This window comes from Neolewinella antarctica (assembly GCF_011927835.1).
In the GTDB taxonomy this organism is placed as follows: domain Bacteria; phylum Bacteroidota; class Bacteroidia; order Chitinophagales; family Saprospiraceae; genus Neolewinella; species Neolewinella antarctica.
In genome coordinates this window covers 417,201-436,499 of sequence record NZ_JAATJH010000002.1, presented here as the reverse complement: position 1 = coordinate 436,499, position 19,299 = coordinate 417,201, and the positions used below count along the sequence as shown (strand labels likewise).

At 55.9% G+C, this 19,299-nt stretch carries 17 protein-coding genes and 1 tRNA gene; 16 read left to right on the top strand and 2 right to left on the bottom strand.

Annotated elements, in window-relative coordinates; translation table 11 throughout:
* Window positions 1-30: 30 nt before the first annotated feature.
* Both GGR27_RS07065 and rpsO read left to right on the top strand, forming a co-directional pair.
* On the top strand, window positions 31-876 hold the full coding sequence (locus GGR27_RS07065) for a mechanosensitive ion channel family protein (protein ID WP_168036716.1): 846 nt from the start codon (window positions 31-33) through the stop codon (window positions 874-876).
* 290 nt (window positions 877-1,166) lie between these two features.
* Window positions 1,167-1,442, top strand: coding sequence for a 30S ribosomal protein S15 (gene rpsO, locus GGR27_RS07060; protein ID WP_168036715.1), 276 nt, complete (start codon window positions 1,167-1,169; stop codon window positions 1,440-1,442).
* Between the two features lie 233 nt (window positions 1,443-1,675).
* Here rpsO and GGR27_RS07055 read toward each other — a convergent pair.
* Window positions 1,676-1,749, bottom strand: a tRNA-Lys gene (locus GGR27_RS07055).
* 638 nt (window positions 1,750-2,387) lie between these two features.
* On the opposite strand from GGR27_RS07055, the gene GGR27_RS07050 reads away from it, so the two are divergent.
* The 12 genes from GGR27_RS07050 to GGR27_RS06995 all read left to right on the top strand — a co-directional run bounded on the left by GGR27_RS07050 (window position 2,388) and on the right by GGR27_RS06995 (window position 16,801).
* On the top strand, window positions 2,388-3,398 hold the full coding sequence (locus GGR27_RS07050; RefSeq protein WP_168036714.1) for a DUF2279 domain-containing protein: 1,011 nt from the start codon (window positions 2,388-2,390) through the stop codon (window positions 3,396-3,398).
* A 200-nt stretch (window positions 3,399-3,598) separates the two neighbouring features.
* Window positions 3,599-4,036, top strand: coding sequence for a hypothetical protein (locus GGR27_RS07045; RefSeq protein ID WP_168036713.1), 438 nt, complete (start codon window positions 3,599-3,601; stop codon window positions 4,034-4,036).
* Window positions 3,996-5,114: a DNA polymerase IV gene (dinB, locus tag GGR27_RS07040; RefSeq protein WP_168036712.1), complete on the top strand. Its 1,119-nt coding sequence runs from the start codon at window positions 3,996-3,998 to the stop codon at window positions 5,112-5,114. Before GGR27_RS07045 ends, dinB begins: the two co-directional genes overlap by 41 nt.
* A 315-nt stretch (window positions 5,115-5,429) precedes the next feature.
* On the top strand, window positions 5,430-5,720 hold the full coding sequence (locus GGR27_RS07035; protein ID WP_168036711.1) for an ArsR/SmtB family transcription factor: 291 nt from the start codon (window positions 5,430-5,432) through the stop codon (window positions 5,718-5,720).
* Between the two features lie 154 nt (window positions 5,721-5,874).
* The gene (locus GGR27_RS07030) at window positions 5,875-7,134 is read left to right on the top strand and encodes a porin (RefSeq protein WP_168036710.1); all 1,260 of its coding nucleotides are present in this window, start codon (window positions 5,875-5,877) and stop codon (window positions 7,132-7,134) included.
* Between the two features lie 52 nt (window positions 7,135-7,186).
* Complete coding sequence (locus GGR27_RS07025) at window positions 7,187-7,684, top strand: TRAP transporter small permease subunit (protein ID WP_168036709.1); 498 nt, start codon at window positions 7,187-7,189, stop codon at window positions 7,682-7,684.
* Window positions 7,685-7,789: 105 nt separating this feature from the next.
* Entirely contained in the window at window positions 7,790-9,136 is a 1,347-nt protein-coding gene (locus GGR27_RS07020) for a TRAP transporter large permease (protein WP_168036708.1), read from the top strand.
* Between the two features lie 12 nt (window positions 9,137-9,148).
* Window positions 9,149-10,276 carry a TRAP transporter substrate-binding protein gene (locus GGR27_RS07015; RefSeq protein ID WP_168036707.1) on the top strand — a complete coding sequence of 376 codons (1,128 nt, stop codon included), beginning with the start codon at window positions 9,149-9,151 and terminating at the stop codon, window positions 10,274-10,276.
* Between the two features lie 153 nt (window positions 10,277-10,429).
* Window positions 10,430-10,621: a hypothetical protein gene (locus GGR27_RS07010; protein ID WP_168036706.1), complete on the top strand. Its 192-nt coding sequence runs from the start codon at window positions 10,430-10,432 to the stop codon at window positions 10,619-10,621.
* The gene (locus tag GGR27_RS07005) at window positions 10,622-13,366 is read left to right on the top strand and encodes a sensor histidine kinase (protein ID WP_168036705.1); all 2,745 of its coding nucleotides are present in this window, start codon (window positions 10,622-10,624) and stop codon (window positions 13,364-13,366) included.
* A complete protein-coding gene (locus GGR27_RS07000; RefSeq protein WP_168036704.1) occupies window positions 13,356-13,739 on the top strand; it encodes a response regulator transcription factor in 384 nt (127 codons plus the stop codon). Before GGR27_RS07005 ends, GGR27_RS07000 begins: the two co-directional genes overlap by 11 nt.
* A gap of 500 nt (window positions 13,740-14,239) precedes the next feature.
* Window positions 14,240-16,801, top strand: coding sequence for a TonB-dependent receptor (locus GGR27_RS06995; RefSeq protein WP_168036703.1), 2,562 nt, complete (start codon window positions 14,240-14,242; stop codon window positions 16,799-16,801).
* Window positions 16,802-17,009: 208 nt separating this feature from the next.
* On the opposite strand, the gene GGR27_RS06990 is transcribed toward GGR27_RS06995, so the two are convergent.
* Window positions 17,010-17,690: a DUF2459 domain-containing protein gene (locus GGR27_RS06990; protein ID WP_168036702.1), complete on the bottom strand. Its 681-nt coding sequence runs from the start codon at window positions 17,688-17,690 to the stop codon at window positions 17,010-17,012.
* Between the two features lie 123 nt (window positions 17,691-17,813).
* On the opposite strand from GGR27_RS06990, the gene dcd reads away from it, so the two are divergent.
* A complete protein-coding gene (dcd, locus tag GGR27_RS06985; protein WP_168036701.1) occupies window positions 17,814-18,350 on the top strand; it encodes a dCTP deaminase in 537 nt (178 codons plus the stop codon).
* A gap of 63 nt (window positions 18,351-18,413) precedes the next feature.
* Complete coding sequence (gene prmC / locus GGR27_RS06980) at window positions 18,414-19,259, top strand: peptide chain release factor N(5)-glutamine methyltransferase (protein ID WP_168036700.1); 846 nt, start codon at window positions 18,414-18,416, stop codon at window positions 19,257-19,259.
* Window positions 19,260-19,299 lie beyond the last annotated feature (40 nt).

Below are 19,299 nucleotides of genomic sequence, written 5' to 3'. Positions count from 1 at the left end.
ACCTTTGCCGCCGTCAAAGCAAGCTTCGCCATGCGGTACGTCCTATTCGTTCTGGAGATCATTCTGATCGGTGTGTACTTCCTCTACGGAAGTCGGCTACTCAAGTGGTTAAAAGGTTACCCGGACGGCCTCGCACTGTTGGCGGAGTTCATGATTTTCCTTGCCTTCGTCGATGCTTTGCGGCGACTCATCGGGCTCTGGTACGCGCCTAAATTTTGGCGGGACCGGGGCATAAAGGGTAATTTTGAGTACGGCATCGATAACATCGCCAAGGTTGTCATGACTTTCGGTGGGCTGGTGTACGCTTTTCGGTTCTTCGGGGTCGACCCACAGACGTTGCTGACGTCGATGAGCATCGTCGCGGCGGCCATCGCGATTATCACCAAAGAATACATCAACGACTTCCTGGTCGGCCTTTACTTCAGCTTTAGCCGCAACTTCGAGATCAACGACTACGTCAAGATGGGCGAGTACAAGGGCAAGATTACCGAGCTGCAAATCCTCAAGATCCGCCTGCTGAACGACAACGACGACTCCGTTCTGATCCCCAACGGCAAAGTCTACAACTCCGAAATCATCAACTACACCCGACGGGATACCCGCGCGATGAGTGTCGATTTCGAGGTGAACATCAACAACGTAGACTCCATCGAGCAACTCGAAAGCGACCTGGCGGCGGCGCTTACGGAGTTCGACGAATACATCGAGCCGGAATCCTTTAATCTACGAGTCGTTGCCATGCACAAGGACTCACTAGAACTTAAATTCCAGTACCGCCTCCAGCGCTTCGACCGGGAGTTACAGCGGGACATTAAGCGGAAGACGGTGCGGGTGGTGTTTAGTCATTTGGCGGGGAAGCGGGTTGGAGGGGGGTAGGTTGGTAGGCTGATAGGCGGTAGACTCGTAGGCCGGTAGGTACGTGCACCTCAATGATGTCAGTTGGTTTATACGGCCCGGAAGAATTACCGTCCGCCCCCGTTAAGGATAAACGGGCAGCTTAGAATGGTGGCGTAGCCGGTCATTGCCTTGGGTCTCGTTTACGTACGTAGTGCCGGAGCCCGCGCCCACGCCAAAGATTTCCCATTCTCCCCTTTTCCTCGTACCTTCGTGCCCCGAAACTAATTTCGCTTCACCCGATCCACGTGATCCCCACAAGCTTTTTTATTATGGCAGTATATCTTGCTAAAGAGAAGATCGAAGAAATCTTCGCCGAATACGCTGGCGACGCCAAGAACACCGGCAACACCGAGGGCCAAATCGCCCTATTCACCTACCGCATCCAGGAGCTCAGCGAGCACCTCCAGCGCCACCGGAAGGACCACAGCAGCCGGAAGGCCCTGTTGAGTCTCGTAGGCCAGCGCCGCCGCCACCTCGCCTACCTCCAAAAGAAGAACCTGACCGGTTACCGGGAGTTGATCGCCAAACTCGGCATCCGTAAGTAGAACGCATTGTTCGCGTAAAGGAAAATCCCCGCTCAGCTTCGCTGGGTGGGGATTTTTGTTTGTGCGAAACAATGCTTTCAGGCGGGCTACGCTGATTAGACGCTTCGCTTTTAGGCTACCGCGGGTGACGGCCGCACGGCTAAAACATACGGCAGTCTGCAAGCGAAGCGTCTAAGCGCACGTGGCGCGACCAAAAAAACCCCGTTCGCGTTAGCGAACGAGGTTTTATAAAGTGACCCCTCTGGGGATCGAACCCAGGACCCTCTGATTAAAAGTCAGATGCTCTAACCGGCTGAGCTAAGGAATCATCACTACTTCATCTCTAAAGCGACGCAAAGGTAATTCGGTTATCGTAAATAGACAAGGTGACCATCAAATATTTTTAACTTGGGAAAAGTTTCTTTTTGAATGAAGAAACCGCCCCCGATTGCTCGGGGGCGGCTTCCTACTAAAAGAATCTTCGGCGTTAGCAACGCTTACGTGCAAATAAGTTTGGTCAGTTTCAGTGAGAGACTTGTGTTACTGCCTGAAGTAGGTAAATATAAAAAAGAAAAAACTAGGTTTAAATGAGAGAAACGTCAATGCCAGGGATAAATACAGAAGACGAAGTAGGTCGCTCCTGGCGAACGCTGTGCTATGTTGAAAGTGAGATGATGGCCACTTGTGCCAGTATCCCATAAAGTATAAACCGTCTACGGAACAAGCGAAGTAGCTTTACCGACGACAGTAAGACAAATATGCGATAATTATTGTATTTGTACAACCCAGCAGTAAAATATTTATCAACTTGCACCGCGCGGATACGCCGAATGATACACTAACGTAAGAGCCATCCGCCAACTAATCTACCGGTATTTCCACTTCACACGCAGTTTATGGCACCTTACCGTTCCAAAATGCAAATTAGGAGTCAAACTTTTTCTTTTAAGATATTTTCACCACCGAATGAGCCATTTACAACTTCTACTACTTTTCACCCTGTGGACGCCCATTCTATCGGGGCAGGGCCGCCCGATAAATCCTGATTTCACAGAGCGTGATCCCCTCGAGGGCGTCGCGGCGGACAATTGGCTACGCCCCGACAGTACGTTCAGTGCCGGGCGTTTCTACACCTCACTGGGCGTCGGTGCGGCACTCTACGGGTCCGCTAGCTACGGGCTGTACCAAGCCTGGTACGCGGACTACGAACGAGCGCCGCTACGTTCCTTTGACGACTGGGGGGAATGGAACCAAATGGACAAGGCGGGCCACGCTTTTTCCGCTTACATCTTCAGTCGCTATTCTTTCGCCGGCCTGCGCTGGGCGGGCATGAAACGGCCGGCGGCTCGGTACGCCGCCCTCGGAGTCGCCAATTTACTGCAGGGGACGATCGAAGTAATGGACGGCTACTCCGCCGAGTGGGGCTTTAGCTGGTCGGACATGGGGGCTAACCTGAGCGGTAGTTTACTCTTTACGGTTCAGGACATCGCCTGGAAGGAGCAACGGATTCTACTGAAGGTATCCAACGATCTGCGGGACCATCCGGACGTGCCCGTCACCAACGGAAACGGGGCCATCAGTAACCTCTCCTATCCGAGCCGGACGCGGTTCGGAGAAAATCTCCTTGAGCGCTACCTCAAAGATTACAATGCACAAACCATTTGGCTGAGTGCTAACCCGAAGGCATTCTTCCCAAAATCTCGACTCCCGACCTGGCTAAACGTCGCCGTAGGGTACGGCTCCGAGAACGTTTACGGCGCTTACGGTAATGGCTGGACCGAGAACGGTCAACGTTTTCGGTACGAAAAAGAGGGCTACCGGCAGGTGTTCCTGAGCCCGGACGTCTACCTCAGCCGCATCCCCACGAAAAAGCGGTGGGTCCGCCTGGTGCTCGGGGCGTTGGATTTCATCAAGTTACCGGCACCGGCGCTGGAGTACAGCGAGGGTAAGCTTAAAGGACACTGGCTGATGTGGTAGATCTTTGCTTTTCCCGGAGTTGCTTGGCACCCGCGACCGCGCATTATTAGGAAGAGAGGTGGTAGGTGGTAGGCGGTAGGTTTGTAGGCGGTAGGCGGTAGGCGGTAGGCGGTAGGCGGTAGGCGGTAGGCGCAAGTAACATCGCTACCGCCTACTTCTTCCTACCGCCTTACCTTGCGGGTTTAATACTACCGGAAACTATGATCAAATTTATTTTAAAAATCGGCCTAGTACTCGTCGTGGGGATCGTGGGCTACAACTACTTTTTGGGCGACGCAACAGAGAAAGCGCAGAGCCGCGAGATGGTCGGTAAAGTGCGTGACATCGGTGGCGATGCCTGGAAACTGCTGAAATCCGAAAAAGTAAAGATGAACGAAGGCAAGTACGACGATGCCCTCGACAAGCTCGACAAACTGTATGCCGACCTGAAAGACCGCGCCCAAAAAGTCAAAGACTCCGGCGCGCTGGACCGCCTCAACGAGCTGGTCGAGCGCCGCGGCGAACTCGAAGACCTGTTACGTAGCGAAGGCGACGAACTCTCCACCGAGGGCAAGCGTAAACTAGATGACCTCACGCAAGACACCGAGGTACTGATGCATGAAATGGAAGCGAAAAGCCAACCGACCGCCCCCCAGTAGCGACCGCAAGATCATCCACGTCGACATGGATGCCTTCTACGCCTCCGTGGAGCAACTCGACAACCCCGAGCTGCGCGGTAAGCCCGTAGCCGTCGGTGGGTCCAAGCGGCGCGGCGTGGTGATGGCGGCCAGTTACGAGGCGCGAGTCTACGGCGTCCGCTCCGCCATGCCGAGCATCACCGCGCAGCGGATGTGCCCTGATTTAATTTTCGTGAAGTCTAATTTCCCCCGGTATAAAGAAGTTTCCGAGCAGATCCGGGAGATCTTTTTATCCTATACCGACCTCGTCGAACCCCTCTCGCTCGACGAAGCTTACCTAGACGTCACCGTCCCTAAAAAAGGACCGCTTTCCGCGACGTTGATTGCTAAGGCAATCCGTAAAGACATTCTCGACGTAACCGGCCTGACCGCCTCTGCTGGCATCAGTTTCAACAAATTTCTGGCCAAAGTCGCTTCGGACATCAACAAGCCGAACGGCATGAAGGTGATCACCCAGGCCGAGGCACCGGACTTCATCGCGCAGTTGCGGGTCAAGGATTTCCATGGTGTCGGCAAAAAAGGGGCCGAGCGGATGGAAAAGATGGGTTTCCGGACCGGCGCCGACCTCGTTGCCCTCACCGAGTTCGAGATGGCGACCCGTTTCGGCAAGTTCGGCCGCAAGCTCTACCAGATCGTCAACAACCTCGATAACCGCCCGGTGAACCCAAATCGGGACCGAAAGTCCGTTGGCGCGGAACGGACCTACTCCGACGACGTCAGCACCCGCGCCGTCATGCGCGACAAGCTCGACTGGCTGGCCGAAAAGATTTTTAATTACCTCACCGAGCGGCAAAACTTCGGGCGGACGCTTACCCTGAAGATGAAAACGCCGGAGTTTATCATCCACACCCGCTCGCGGAGTTTTGGTGGAGAGATTCGGACGCTGGCGAAGCTGAAGGAAGCGGCTTACGAGTTGTTAGATGAGAACATCGAGGCGGTGCCGGTGGTGCGGCTGTTGGGTTTGTCGGTTTCTAATTTGGAGCAGGAAGGTGGGGTTGGGGTGCAGTTGTTGTTGCCTTTTGATGGGGAGGAAGAATAGGAATGATTGGCGATATACGATATACGATATGCGATATTTGATTTTACTTCGTAGCTGCTTCGCGGTGCTACCGCTGCTGCATTCGCTGCGCTCAGCTACCGCCTTTTATAGTGTTACCTGCGTTGGTCAGGGATACTACTGCCGGTTTATTCGCTACGCTCAATTGCTAATATCACGCCATTGGGATCATTGCTTTTTTTAGTTATGCTGCTGGCAGTGGGAGAAGCTGACCGTAGTCATAAGGCGGCTAGAGGCCGTTAATCTTTCTACAAGCAGCGTCAGAAACCTATCTTGTGCCCCTACCCTACCCCCCGCATGGAAAATTTCAAGAGCCGCATCGACTTTGCCGTGCTGGAAAGCACGGCCGACATCATGAAATCCCTCGCCCACCCCGTCAGGCTGGCCATTATCGACCTATTGAAAGACAACCCCACGCTGACGGTAAGCAATATCCAGGAGGCCCTGAACATCGAGCAAGCTGCTGCCTCTTACCACCTGCTGCAGATGAAGAGTAAGGGGATTTTGCGGTCGGCCAAAAAGGCCAACATGGTTTTCTACCGCATTGAGAACGAAAAAGCACTCCGAATTTTGGAGCTTTTCCTGTAGGCCCAGCAGAATTATGTTTGGCAACCATTCATTAGAGTAATCTAAAGCACCAACTTTATCGGCTGCGCCGAATTTTTACGCAAAAATTTGGACGGCAAGCTTGAGCGATACTATATTTGAGTATTGGAATATTTAACTATTCGATTATTCAATTATGCTGATACGTTTACTCTTTTCGGTCGTGCTCTTTTTTAGTGGTGCTCTTTGCCTCACGGCACAAGCCGCTCCGGAGGTGCCCATACCGAAGACATTCCCTTACAAACCGATGAAGCTGAACCTGAATGAAGATGGCTCGGCCTTCGTTCGTTTCCTGACCTGGCAGCAATTCTGGGCGGTATCCGATCTACGGGAGGACGCGGACAACCGCATCCAATCTTCCATCCGCCGGTCGCGCTTTGCCTTCCTATCTAAGTTCTCCCCAAAGTTTCAGATCTTCATGCAGTTCGGTCTCAACAGCCTCGACCCAAATAATCTCGACGCGCTCGGTAACGGGGGCGACGGGCCGCAAATGTTCCTGCACGACGCCTGGGGCGAGTACAATTTCAACAAGTACGTCCAGGTCGGCTACGGCCTGCACTACTGGCAGGGGCTCAGCCGGATGTCCAATCTCAGTACCATCAACCTGATGACCCTGGACGCGACCCGCCCGTTCGTCCACTGGAACGACATCGGTCTGACGAACCAGTTCGCCCGAAAACTCGGCCTGTACGTAAAGGGTACGTTTGGCGACGCCTTCAACTACCGCGTCGCCATCTCCGACCCCCGCATGGGCGGTGGTTTATCGGAAGCGCCGAGCGACGGCACGGGCACGGCCCAGTACGGTGCCTGGTCGCTACCCGACGGTGGCAAACGCATCTACGAAGGGTACTTCAGCTACAGTTTCTGGGATACCGAAGGCAATGCCCTACCCTTCTACGTCGGTAGCTACCTCGGCGGCAAGAAGATATTCAACCTGGGTGCCGGCTTCTACGCCGTGCCGAAAGGATCGGTGTCGAACCCCAGCGGAGAAACGCTCGACTACCACAACGTTACTCACCTTTCCGTGGATGCCTTTTTGGAACTGCCCTTCGGTGAAAAGGGCGCCAACGGGATGCTCCACGCCTACACCGCTTACTACAACTTCGATTACGGACCGAACCAGTCGAACACCAACGTAGCCGTCCGCGCCGCCACCGGCAGTGTTTTCTACGGTGAGCTAGGCTACCTGCTTCCGGGCAAGAAAGTGATGCCGTATCTGTCCTACCAGACCCGCGATTACGAAGCCGAAGCCACTGACGGCAACTCGATCAACGCCGGCGTGAACTACTTCATCTCGGGCCACAACATGAAAGTCACCGGCGAGTACCACGGCATCAACATTAACGAGGAGGTCAACCAGCAGCAATTCCGCCTGCAGTTTCACTTCTTCATGTAAGCTTGCTTCAGGCACCGCACCGGCATTATCATCCCACCCAAACACCTTCCTCATGCAGACCACCATTAATTTTCTGGAAGCCATCAGCGAGCGCGTCGGCCGCCTGGCCGCCTGGAGCACCGCGCTGATGGTAGCCGTGATCTTCTTCCTGGTGGTGATGCGGTACGGATTCGGTTCGTTCAACCAGCAACTCGGCGAGCTGACGACTTACTTTTTTGCCCTCTCGTTCCTGTTCTCTTCGGGCTACGCGCTAAAGCACGACAGCCACGTACGGGTAGATTTGTTTTACGCCAAGTGGAGCGAGCGTCGCCGGGCCTGGGTCGACTTACTAGGCACCGCTTTTTTTCTGTTACCGTGGTGTCTGGTCGCCATTTTTACGTGCTGGAAGTACGCCTATAACTCCTTCAAGTTAGGCGAAGTATCCTCCCAACCGAGCGGACTGCCGGCCGTCTGGGTGCTGAAGTTCATCATCCTGTTCGGCTTTGTGCTGCTCCTGATCCAGGGGCTGGCCCTGGCGCTGCGCTCCGTGCAGACGCTCCGCCAGCGGTAGTCTCCTTTCCCCTACAATATCGCTCCGTTATTCCGACCCGTCACCGGCGGGCCGACCACCGCTTTGCCCGTTTGCCGGGCCGGGCAGCGAAAAAACCAACCTCCCATGGGTGCACTCGCACTGTTGCTATTCGGCATCATCTTTCTGCTCATTCTTAAGGGTTACCCGGTGGCGTTTACGCTGGCGGGCGTGTCTACCCTGTTCGCGTTGATCCTGATGGTCTTCGTCCCCGACGCCATCGGTATGCGGGACCTGAGTCTCCTGCCGAATCGGTTCATGGGCACGATCGACAACTTCATGCTGATGGCCGTGCCGCTGTTCATTTTCATGGGCATCATGCTGGAAAAGTCCGGCCTGGCCGAGAGTCTCCTCGAAACGATGGCGAACCTGCTCGGCCGGCTGAAGGGCGGGCTGGCCATCTCGGTGGTGCTGGTGGGTGCCATGCTCGCCGCCTCGACGGGTATCGTCGGGGCAACCGTCGTGACGATGGGCGTCATCAGTCTGCCGGTGATGCTCAAGCGCGGTTACCGACCAGAGCTAGCCACCGGCGTCATCTGCTCTTCCGGGACTCTAGGCCAGATCATCCCGCCTTCCGTCGTCCTCATCCTACTGGCCGAACAGATCAACGCCAGCACCCAGGGGGCGGCACAGGTGGACGTCGGCACGATGTTCCGCGCGGCGTTCGTTCCCGGCTTCTTGCTCGTGGTCGCCTACATTGTCTACATCGCCGTCATAAGTATCCTCCGCCCCCACTGGGCACCTTCCGTCTCGCCGGAAGAGATCGCCGCGTTCCGGGGCCCGGGTTTTCTGGGGCGAGTGCTTAAAGCATTCGTCCTGCCGATGCTACTGATCCTGGCCGTGCTGGGGTCCATCTTCGCCGGCATCGCTTCGCCGACGGAGGCCGCCGCCGTCGGGGCCATCGGGGCAACCGTCCTGACGCTCATCGAAGGGCGGCTGACGCTCGACATACTGCGCCAGGTGATGCAGCAAACGGCGAAGCTCACCGCCATGGTTTTCTGGATCCTGCTGGGGGCGACCACCTTCACGCTCGTCTTCCGCACCCTGGGCGGAGACGAATACCTGACCGAATTAATCCAGGCGGCCGACCTCTCGGCCATGGCCTTTCTTGCCATCGTAATGATCGTCATTTTCATCTGTGGGTTCTTCATCGACTTCATCGAGATCATCTTCATTTTCGTGCCCGTCGTGACACCCATTTTCGATCTCTACGAAGTCGACATGCTGTGGGTGGGCATCCTGATGGCCATCAACCTGCAAACCTCTTTCCTAACGCCTCCCTTCGGGTTCTCGCTTTTCTACCTCAAGGGCGTGGCACCGCCGGGCATCACCACCCAGCACCTCTACCGGGGCATCGTTCCATTCATCATCATCCAGGTGCTGGTGATCGGGCTGATCGTCCTGTTTCCCGAAATCATTTACTTAATAAAATAAAATACAACTACCATGAAACGCAATGAATTTCTCAAAAAAGGTCTCCTCGGTGCCGCTGGCATAGTGGGCGCGACGGCCCTCGTCGGTTGTGCGGATGATACGGAGCAGGTGGGCGCGGGCGCGGGTGCCAAGCAAGCTTTCAAGCAAACGTTCGACTGGCGCATGACGACCGTCTGGGGAAAGAATTTCCCCGTCTTCGGCGAGGCGGCCAACTTACTCAGTGAGTGGGTGGACACCATGTCCGGCGGACGCTTCAAGATCAAGGTATTCGGTTCCGGCGAGCTCGTTCCCGGGCTGGAAAGCTTCGACACCACGGCGGCGGGCACTACCGAAATGGGCGCGGGCGCGTCCTACTACTGGCAGGGGAAAACGCCCGCGGCGGCCTTTTTCGCCGCCGTCCCCTTCGGCATGAACGGCCAGCAACTACAGAGTTGGCTAATCGGCGGCGACGCGGAGGGGTACGAGTTGTGGAAGGAAGTCTACGCACCCTTTAACCTAGTCCCTTTCCTGGCCGGCAACACCGGCGTGCAGATGGGTGGCTGGTTTAATAAAGAGATCAATTCGGTAGCCGATCTTCAGGGGCTGAAAATGCGCATCCCCGGTCTGGCCGGAAAAGCGCTCGAAAAAGCCGGCGGCGCTTCCATCAACGTCGCACCGGGAGAGCTCTATACCAACCTCGAACGCGGCGTCATCGACGCCACCGAATGGGTGGGGCCTTACCACGATTACAAACTCGGCCTCAACAAAGTAGCCAAGTACTACTATACGCCCGGCTGGCACGAGCCCGGCACCCAACTGGAGTTTTTTGCCAATAAGGACGCTCACGACAAACTACCCGCCGACCTCAAGGAGATCCTCTACACCGCCACCCTCCGCGTACAGGCCTGGGTACTCGCAGAGTTCGACGCGCGCAACGGCGAATACCTCGCAAAAATGAAGGCGGAAGGCACGGTCATGAAGGAATTCCCGGACGCCGTACTCAGCGCGCTGCGGGGATACACTGAGGAAGCGATCACCGAACTGATCGGCTCCGACCCGGTCGCCAATAAAGTTTACGCGAGTTACAATGCGTTCCGCACCAAGGCGAAAGCCTGGTCCGCCATCACGGAACGGGCTTACTACGACAAGATTGAAAAGTAGTCAACGCTCCCCCGCTCCGTCGACTCGCCACCAAGAATTTGTTGACGACTGAATGCCGATCCACCGCCCGGGAACCTAGGTTTCCCGGGCGGTTTTCTACTTTTTGATCCGTACCGGCCCTTAGTCTTACCTTAGACCGATCCCCCGGCCCCCATGAAGCACCCGCTGAGCATTGTTTTCTTAGTATTGACGATCAGTTTCCTGCTCGTCAATTTTCCGTTTTTGGCCATCGCCGACGCTTCCGGTAGTTGGGGGCTGTTCCCCGGCGTGTACCTCTATTTGTACCTGCTCTGGGTCATGCTGATCCTCGTTTATTATTTACTCTCCCGAAAAGCAGGCGAATAAATGCAGCTCTGGCAAATCATCGCGATGTGCATCACGTACCTGCTGGTACTGTTCGGGATCGCCTACCACGCCGAGCGCCGGAGCAAACTAGGGCGTAGCCTGATCGCAAACCCCTACGTGTACGCCCTGAGCCTCACGACCTACTGCACCGCCTGGACGTTTTACGGCTCCGTCGGTAAGGCGGCAACCAGCGGCATCGGCTTCCTGCCTACCTACCTGGGGCCCATCATCCTGGCCGGCGCGTGGGTTTACCTGTTCAAGATCGTGATCCGCATCTGCAAGAAGCAGCGGATCACTTCGATTGCGGATTTCATCGCCACGCGGTACGGTCGCAGCAACCTGCTGGGGTCGATGGTGGCCCTCATTTGCATCCTGGCGATCGTCCCCTACATCTCACTACAACTAAAGGCCATCTCGGTCAGTTTTACCACGCTGGTCGGTGCGCTCGTGCCCGACGCCGACGGCATCATCACCGAGCAGGCGGGGCTAATTACGGCCGTGCTGATGAGCGTATTCATCATCGTATTCGGAACGCGCAACATCGACGCCACCGAGCGGCAGGAGGGTATGGTGTACGCCATCGCTTTCGAGGCGGTGTTCAAACTCGTCGCTTTCCTCGCGGTGGGTGGGTACGTTACCTTTTCGATGTTTAACGGCTTCGGAGACATCTTTACCCGCGCTAGCGAACAGCTGGTCATGAACCAGGTAGTCAGCGTCCAGTCGAGTAGCGCGGGAGGTTACTGGGATTGGTTCATGCTAGTCAATCTCTCCTTTCTCGTTTTTATGCTGCTCCCCCGCCAGTTCTACCTCATCGGCGTACAGAATACGGACGAGGAGCACAGCCACACCGCTACGTGGTTGTTTCCCCTCTACCTCCTGGCCATTAATATTTTCATCATTCCGCTGGCGCTGGGTGGGCTGATCTACTTTCGGGGCCAACCCATCGACGCCGATATGACCGTGTTGCTATTACCGTTAGCCCAGGGCCACAACTTCCTGTCGCTACTCGTCTTTTTCGGGGGGTTCGCCGCGGCGACCGGCATGATCATCGCTTCGGCCTACGCCATTTCGATGATGCTATCTAACAACCTCGTGCTGGCCAACGTGCTACCCTACTTCCCGCAGCTGGAGGATGCGCAGTACCCCCGCCTCGTGATCATTTCCCGGCGGTTGAGCATCGTTGCGATCATGGCGCTCTCCTACGTATTCCTGCGGCTGGTGGCTACGGAGCATTCGCTTGTAGAGATCGGCCTGGTTTCTTTCGTGGGCATCGTCCAGTTGGCACCGGCCTTTTACGCCGCCGTATTCTGGCGGGGCGGCAACAAAAAGGGCGTGATTACCGGCCTGCTGCTCGGGGTGACCGGTTGGTTGTTCACCCTCGTGTTTCCCCTAATGGTGAAAGCCGGCTTGCTGCTGGACCTCGACGTATTGTCCACCGGCGTCGGTGGTTTCAGCATGTTGCGACCCTACGCACTTTTTGGTTACACCGGTATGGGCAACATTCCCCACGGCATGTTCTGGAGTTTGTTGCTCAACGCGGGTGGATTCATCGTCGTTTCCCTGACCACCTCGCCGGACCTGTACGAGATGGAGCAGGCGGAAATCTTCAACGCCAACCGGATGAACCTCATCGGTAATAATATTACCAGCACGTACGACACGAGCGGCGTCCCCTTCCGGAAACTCCGGCAGTTGCTCAGTCGCTTTTTCGGTGAAGGCGACGCGGCAAAGTTGATCGCCGACTACAAAGCCGAGTACGCGGTAGACTTCCGCGAAAGCGACAACGTGACGGCTAATTTCATCCACTACGCGGAAAATCTACTGACCGGCGTAGTCGGTAGCACCGCCGCCCGTGTCCTGATCTCCAAGATCGTCGAACGCAAAGCACTGACCGAGGGCGAGTTACTGAAGGTCGTTGCCGAGGCCACCGCCGCCATCTCCTATTCCCGTGACCTGGAGCAAAAGTCCCGCGCCCTGGAGATCACCTCCGCGCAGTTGCAGTACGCCAACGAGCGGCTGAAGGAGTTGGACCGCCTCAAGGACGAATTCATTAGTTCGGTTACCCACGAGTTAAGAACGCCCCTGACGTCGATCCGGGCCTTCTCAGAAATGCTGGCCAGCAAGAAGTACGACCTCCGCGAGCGGGAGGGAGAGTTCTTGAACATCATCAGCACGGAAAGCGAACGACTTAGTAAACTCATCGACGAAATCCTGACGTTCGAAAAGCTGCGGCAGACCGGTACCGAACTCAAGCTGGAGCGGGTGAACCTCAACGAGTGGCTACCCCGGGCGATCAAGTGCCTGGAACCCCTGGCGCGGCGGCAGGGTGTCGACGTCCAAATAGTGTTTCCCGAGCGGGCGGTCATCGCCCGGGCCGACCCGGATAAACTGAGTCAGGTATTTATCAACCTGCTCGACAACGCCTTTAAGTTTGCCGACCCCGCCAAGGCGGACCGCTGGGTGAGGATTCAGGCCCGGGAAGAACCGACGGCGGCCGGTGGGCTGCTCCACCTCACGGTACGGGACAACGGCATCGGTATTTCCGCCGAGGATCGCGAGCGCATTTTCCTGGGCTTCGTGCAGGTTCACCAGGACCGGGCGGATAAGGCCCGCGGCACCGGTCTCGGCCTGGCCATTACCCGCAAGATCATCGAACGGCACGGCGGTACGATCGGCGTACGCAGCCAGCCGGGCCAATGGACCGAGTTTAGCTTCACCCTACAATTACCCCCGAATGACCCATAAAATTCTCGTCGTCGACGACGAACAATCCATCTTGCTCGCCATCCGTACGCTGTTGGAACTCGAAGGCTTTGAAGTAGAGGTTGCCGCTGACGGGCAGTCCGGCCTCGCGCTATACCGGAGTTTCCGTCCGGACCTAATCCTGGTGGACGTGATGATGCCGAAACTCAACGGTTACGATATGGTACGCCAGATTCGCGCTGACTCCAATAGCCTGGATACCCGGATCGTCTACCTGACCGCCAAGGGAATGGAAGACAACCGCCGCGAGGGATACGCTACCGGGGGGGATGATTACATCGTCAAGCCCTACGCCATGGAGGAACTGCTGGAAACAGTCCACGGCAACTTGCCACCGCGGGCGGGGGAAAAGTAAGCCCGCTTACGGGAGTGGTGCGTCGCGCAACCGGAACAACAAATTCTACCGCTTCGGGAAGATTCACCCACGCGGCACCTTGTCCCCTCAATCCGGAGACAGACGGGACCGCGCGCGTTTTCCCATTTACCCCGCACCCGCGACCGCGCCATCAGGATATACGATTATTCTCGATATGCGATATGCGATTCTCGATTCTCGATTTGGCTACCGCTCTTACATTCGCTTCGCTCAGCTACCAAGCATCCCTAGCCACCACGATGACGTATAGATGAGAAGTGAAGCGACGAAAGAGCCGTGCGGTAGCTAACCACCGCAGGTAGCAGCGCAGCTAATCAAATATCGGATATCAAGTATCAAATATCGCATATCAAAAGCGTATCTTCGCGCCACAAGCAAGGGGTGCTGGCTCAATTAGAGCGCCGGCTGAGATCAAACCCTTAGATTTTTTAATCAGGAACCTGCCCGGGTAATGCCGGGAAGGGAAAATTTTTACTCGCATGAAGCGATTTCTACTAAGCGCCGGCCTGGCGCTGGCTACTATCTGTACGCTAACGGCCCAATTCGATCAATCCACCGTTGTTGATAATGCAGGCTTTCCGATCGAGGGCGTAGCCATCACGAGCCCCACCTCAACGCAAACGACGTATACGGACGGGCGCGGCAAGTTTCAACTGCCCCCGCCGGATAAAGAAGCAACTTACAATTCGTCGGACAATCAGGCGAGACTCTCGGCTAACGGCTCTCCAATGGATGACCGGATCTTTTCTTTTCAGTCGATCGGCTACGCGCAACGCAGCTTCCAGATCCTCGACGTCATGACGTTCAAGCCGCAGCGGATTGTCATGCAGCCCACTGGATACGAACTTAATCAAATCATCGTATCGGCGACGGCGGCTACCTCCAAGACGCCCGTCACTTACACTAATTTAGAGAAAGCGGAAATCCAAGAAAGGAACCTGGGTCAGGATGCGCCATACTTACTTAAATGGACGCCTTCCGTAGTCGTCAACTCCGACGCGGGCACGGGTATCGGGTACACCGGGATCTGGATCCGGGGCTCCGACCCTTCGCGGACGAACGTTACCATTAATGGCATACCTTATAACGATTCAGAGAGCCAGGGCGTGTTCTGGGTCAACCTGCCCGACTTTTCCTCTTCGGCCGACCAGATCCAAATTCAGCGCGGCGTGGGAACGAGCACGAACGGTGCTGGAGCCTTTGGGGCCAGCATCAACTTCAATACTAATCAATTAGCGGAAGCGCGTAAGCTGAGCGTCGATGGCTCCCTCGGTAGTTTCGGGACGCGGCGCGGCGCGGTACAGTACACGTCCGGCTTGCTGGATAACGGCCTGAAGGTCGACGCCCGCTACAGCAAAATTCACTCCGACGGTTATATCGACCGGGCGTCCGCAGATCTAGACGGGTATTACGCGGGAGTAACCTACAATAAGCCGGGCACTAACGCCGTGTTGCGGTTTAATGCATTCGGGGGCCACGAGGTGACTTACCAATCCTGGAACGGCGTGACGCAGGGTGAGATTGACGCGGCCGGCCGCAGGTCCTACCAAACAGTGCTGGGCGGAATATTACAACCATTAGCGGACGAAATAACGCAGCGCGACATCGACGAAGCCGGACGTACTTACAACTCCGTCGGCACCGAAAAAGATGGAGAACCTTACGACAATGAAGTAGACAACTACCGCCAGAACCACTACCAGCTCCACTACAACAATGAGTTTGGCGGTAAGTGGAACTTTGGAGTTTCCGGCCACTACACGCGTGGACTCGGTTATTTCGAACAGTACAAAGCGGACGAAGACCCCGCAGATTACCTAATTACCAACGCGGGCGTTGAGGAGACTGACGTCATCCGCCGCCGGTGGTTGGATAACCACTTCTACGGTACGGTTTACAGCTTGCGCTACCGGGCAACCCGGAACCTTGACTTCACCTTCGGCGGCTCCGCCAACGAATACCTGGGTGACCACTACGGTCAGGTGATCTGGGCGCGGGATGCGGGAGATTCCGAGATTCGGGACCGGTATTACGAAAACGATGCCTCTAAGCGGGATTTTTCTAATTACCTACGGGCAAACTATGGTTTTGCGGATGGATTCAACGCTTACGTAGACCTTCAGGTCCGGACGGTAAATTACGATTTTGAGGGCATCGACAACACCGGTGAGTTCATTAACCAGGATGAGCAATTGACCTTTTTCAACCCGAAATTCGGCCTACTCTACGACTTTGGCGACGGCCAGGCGTACGCTAGTTTCGGAATCGCCCAGCGGGAGCCGAACCGGAGCGACTTCGTGGACAACCCGGTGGATAGCCGGCCGGTCCCGGAAAAACTCTTCAATACGGAGATCGGCATTCGCAAGCAGGCGGGTAGTTTCAATTATGGGGTAAATGCTTACTTCATGGATTACCAAAATCAGCTTGTTCTGACGGGCGCGATCAATGACGTCGGGGAGAACGTACGCACGAACGTAGCGGACAGTTACCGCCTCGGCGTGGAATTACAGGGCGGTTACCAGCTCGGCGACTTTGTGCTCGGCGGCAACGTGACGTTGAGCCGTAACCGGGTAGCCAGCTTTACGGAGCGGCTCGATCTTTTTGATGAAGGTGGGCTCGCTGGTAACTATATAGGTGAAGAGGAGCGGCTTCAGGAAGATAAGCCGCTCTCGTTCAGCCCTTCCGTCACGGGTGCGCTCGGGCTGGAGTATTTGGCGATCACTACTAAGAACCACCGTCTTTCCGCCGCGCTTCAGGGTAAATACGTGGGGGAGCGTTTTGTCGACAATAGTGGTTTCGAGCAGTCCGCGCTGGACGCTTACTACTACGCCGACCTTCGGGTCTCTTACCGGTTTGCGCCTACGGAATCTCCGTTGGGTGCCCTGCGGTTAACCTTTTTGGTGCGGAACGTTACGGATCGGCTTTATGTCTCCAACGGGTGGTCTTACCGCTACGGCACCGCCGGGGCGGAGACTACGCTGAAGGGGATGTACCCGCAGGCTGGGCGGAATTATATGGTTGGGTTGGGGTTTGATTTTTGAATGGTTTCAACGAAATGCAGAGAAGATGTGGGGAAGGATATCCATCAACAACGAAAACGTGGGGAAGCATGTGCTTCGCAGCTCCTTCGGGGTCCCACGCTACGATAGACGACCCTACCGGGCCTAAGAGGTAATTTTCTGATTTACGTATTATTCTTCTGCTGGTGTATTAGTTATCGGTAAGCCTTACCGCCTACGTGCCTACCGCCTAATCTTCCGTAGGCGCAGGGTCGCTGACCAGGGGTAAATACCGAAGCACACCCTTATCCAGTGGCGTCCAAACCGCAGTCCGGTAGCCGATCTTTTTCATGCCGGTGTTAACCCAGGTGTTGCAGGTTTTGAAGCAGGAATAATTGCCTTCGGCTTCGTAGAAGCGATCGAGGTCGCCGTAGCCTTCGCCGACTAGTTCGATGATTTTACCGTCGGCGTCGTATTCGAAGGTTTCGCGGATATGCGTCCAGATTTCGGCAAGTTGCGCGTCGGTAAATTCGGCGTAGGACCATTGGCTAGACACGCCCGGGTGCTCGGTGACGTGCATGGCTGTGGCGCTGGGGAGGAACATGGCGCGGATCGCTACGCTTGCTTTGAGGTCCGCCCAGGTTTCGGTGTCGAGGTAGAAGCCTTTGTCGCCCCAGCCAATGCCCATTAATTTGGCTGATTCGGTGTAGGTAAACTGGGAGCGGAGGTCGGTGGGAATGAGCTCAAGCGGGAAGACGAAGTCGAGGTGGACGCCGTTGGAGAAGAAGTAGACTTTGGTGGTTTCTCTATTTCCTGCGACTTCCTTTCCGGTAGGGATGTAAGTAAGCAGGAACGAAAACGCAACGTAAAGCACTACGAGAGCTAGTAGTGGTAAAAATATCCATTTGATCACTTTCCAGATAACTATCATGCACTCAATATTTCGGGAAAAGGTAGGTATTCTGTTTGGTTAACGAGTTCAGACCAGAAGGTGAAAGCCACGAATTCAGCTCCCCACTCCTTAATCCCTCTTCCCCACGTTACCTTCGCCGCCATGATCTGGTCAGACAAAAAAATCCTCGCCGCCGTCGCTAACGGTGAAATCGTCATCAAGCCTTTCGACCGCGCCAACCTCGGCACGAACAGCTACGACGTCCACCTCGGTAAATACGTGGCCCGTTACAAGGACCACATCCTCGACGCTCGCGCGCACAACGAGATCATCCACGACGAAATCCCGGAGGAAGGACTAATTCTCCACCCCAATACGCTTTACCTCGGGGTGACGTTGGAGTACACGGAAACCCACAGTTCCGTCCCCTTCCTCGAAGGAAAATCGAGCGTCGGCCGCCTCGGCATCGACATCCACGCCACGGCCGGCAAGGGCGATGTCGGTTTTTGCAACCACTGGACGCTGGAGATCTCCTGCACCCACCCCGTCCGCGTTTACGCCGGCATGCCGATCGGGCAGTTGATCTACTTCGCCGTCGAAGGAGACATCGAAAACTATTACAACAAAAAGCCGAGCGCGAAATACAACAAGGTGACGGAGCGGCCGATGGAGTCCATGATGTGGAAGAATTCCTTTTAGGGTGACGATTTAATGGTCACGCAGACTATCAGACCACCATACTAAAAGACTACCCTACCAAAAATGCGCACCTCCGACCTAGCCCAACACCTAATCACCGAGCTCTCCCCCACCCTCGGCGTCGGCGAAGCCAATTCCGTCAGCCGCCTCGTGCTGGAAGACCTGTTCGGTTGGCGCCGCGGCCACCGCCCTCGCCTCCTGACCCAGGATGAAGAAGTGCTCGCCTGGACGACCGTCAACCGCCTCGTGGCCGGCGAGCCCGTGCAGTACATTACCGGGATTGCGGATTTTTATGGCTTGCAGTTCAAAGTGACGCCCGACGTGCTGATTCCACGGCCGGAAACGGAGGAATTGGTGGAGTGGATTTTGGCGGATAATCCACGCGACGTGCCCTTTGCCTTATGGGATTTAGGTTCCGGTTCCGGTTGTATTCCCCTGGCTATTGCTTCCAAGCGCGAGTTCTGGACTTGCGCCGGCTCCGACGTGAGTGAAGGCGCTTTGGCCGTGGCAAGAGAGAATGCAGGCCTACTCAAACTTGACGTGGCCTTTAGCCAGTTTGACATCCTACGACCCGGAAGCCCAGCCCAGCCCACTTACGACATTATTTGTAGCAACCCACCCTACATTCCACCGTCGGAGAAGGCCAACATGTCTCCTTCGACGATCGACCACGAACCGGGGCTGGCGCTATTCGTGCCGGAAAACGACCCATTGATCTTTTACCGTGCGCTCGCTGGAATTGGATGGAAACGCTTACGCCCCGGTGGCCAACTGTACGTCGAAACGAACGAATTCAACAACGCGGAGGTCGCTGCGCTCTTTGAAAAGCAGGGCTACGCTGTCGAACGCCGCAAAGATCTGCAAGGAAAATGGCGGATGGTACGGGGAACCCGACCCGCGACTCAATAGACCACGGTGCACCGTGTTGGGACGCGGCAATTCTGAGTAC

What these genes read in the sequence shown, in the direction of transcription:
- GGR27_RS07030 (WP_168036710.1), top strand. Translation starts at nt 5,875, where the DNA reads ATGCTGATACGTTTACTCTTTTCGGTCGTGCTCTTTTTTAGTGGTGCT.
- rpsO (WP_168036715.1), top strand. Translation starts at nt 1,167, where the DNA reads ATGGCAGTATATCTTGCTAAAGAGAAGATCGAAGAAATCTTCGCCGAA.
- GGR27_RS07025 (WP_168036709.1), top strand. Translation starts at nt 7,187, where the DNA reads ATGCAGACCACCATTAATTTTCTGGAAGCCATCAGCGAGCGCGTCGGC.
- GGR27_RS07020 (WP_168036708.1), top strand. Translation starts at nt 7,790, where the DNA reads ATGGGTGCACTCGCACTGTTGCTATTCGGCATCATCTTTCTGCTCATT.
- GGR27_RS06995 (WP_168036703.1), top strand. Translation starts at nt 14,240, where the DNA reads ATGAAGCGATTTCTACTAAGCGCCGGCCTGGCGCTGGCTACTATCTGT.
- GGR27_RS07010 (WP_168036706.1), top strand. Translation starts at nt 10,430, where the DNA reads ATGAAGCACCCGCTGAGCATTGTTTTCTTAGTATTGACGATCAGTTTC.
- GGR27_RS07035 (WP_168036711.1), top strand. Translation starts at nt 5,430, where the DNA reads ATGGAAAATTTCAAGAGCCGCATCGACTTTGCCGTGCTGGAAAGCACG.
- GGR27_RS07000 (WP_168036704.1), top strand. Translation starts at nt 13,356, where the DNA reads ATGACCCATAAAATTCTCGTCGTCGACGACGAACAATCCATCTTGCTC.
- dcd (WP_168036701.1), top strand. Translation starts at nt 17,814, where the DNA reads ATGATCTGGTCAGACAAAAAAATCCTCGCCGCCGTCGCTAACGGTGAA.
- GGR27_RS07065 (WP_168036716.1), top strand. Translation starts at nt 31, where the DNA reads ATGCGGTACGTCCTATTCGTTCTGGAGATCATTCTGATCGGTGTGTAC.
- GGR27_RS07005 (WP_168036705.1), top strand. Translation starts at nt 10,622, where the DNA reads ATGCAGCTCTGGCAAATCATCGCGATGTGCATCACGTACCTGCTGGTA.
- GGR27_RS07050 (WP_168036714.1), top strand. Translation starts at nt 2,388, where the DNA reads ATGAGCCATTTACAACTTCTACTACTTTTCACCCTGTGGACGCCCATT.
- GGR27_RS07015 (WP_168036707.1), top strand. Translation starts at nt 9,149, where the DNA reads ATGAAACGCAATGAATTTCTCAAAAAAGGTCTCCTCGGTGCCGCTGGC.
- dinB (WP_168036712.1), top strand. Translation starts at nt 3,996, where the DNA reads ATGAAATGGAAGCGAAAAGCCAACCGACCGCCCCCCAGTAGCGACCGC.
- GGR27_RS06990 (WP_168036702.1), bottom strand. Translation starts at nt 17,690, where the DNA reads ATGATAGTTATCTGGAAAGTGATCAAATGGATATTTTTACCACTACTA.
- prmC (WP_168036700.1), top strand. Translation starts at nt 18,414, where the DNA reads ATGCGCACCTCCGACCTAGCCCAACACCTAATCACCGAGCTCTCCCCC.
- GGR27_RS07045 (WP_168036713.1), top strand. Translation starts at nt 3,599, where the DNA reads ATGATCAAATTTATTTTAAAAATCGGCCTAGTACTCGTCGTGGGGATC.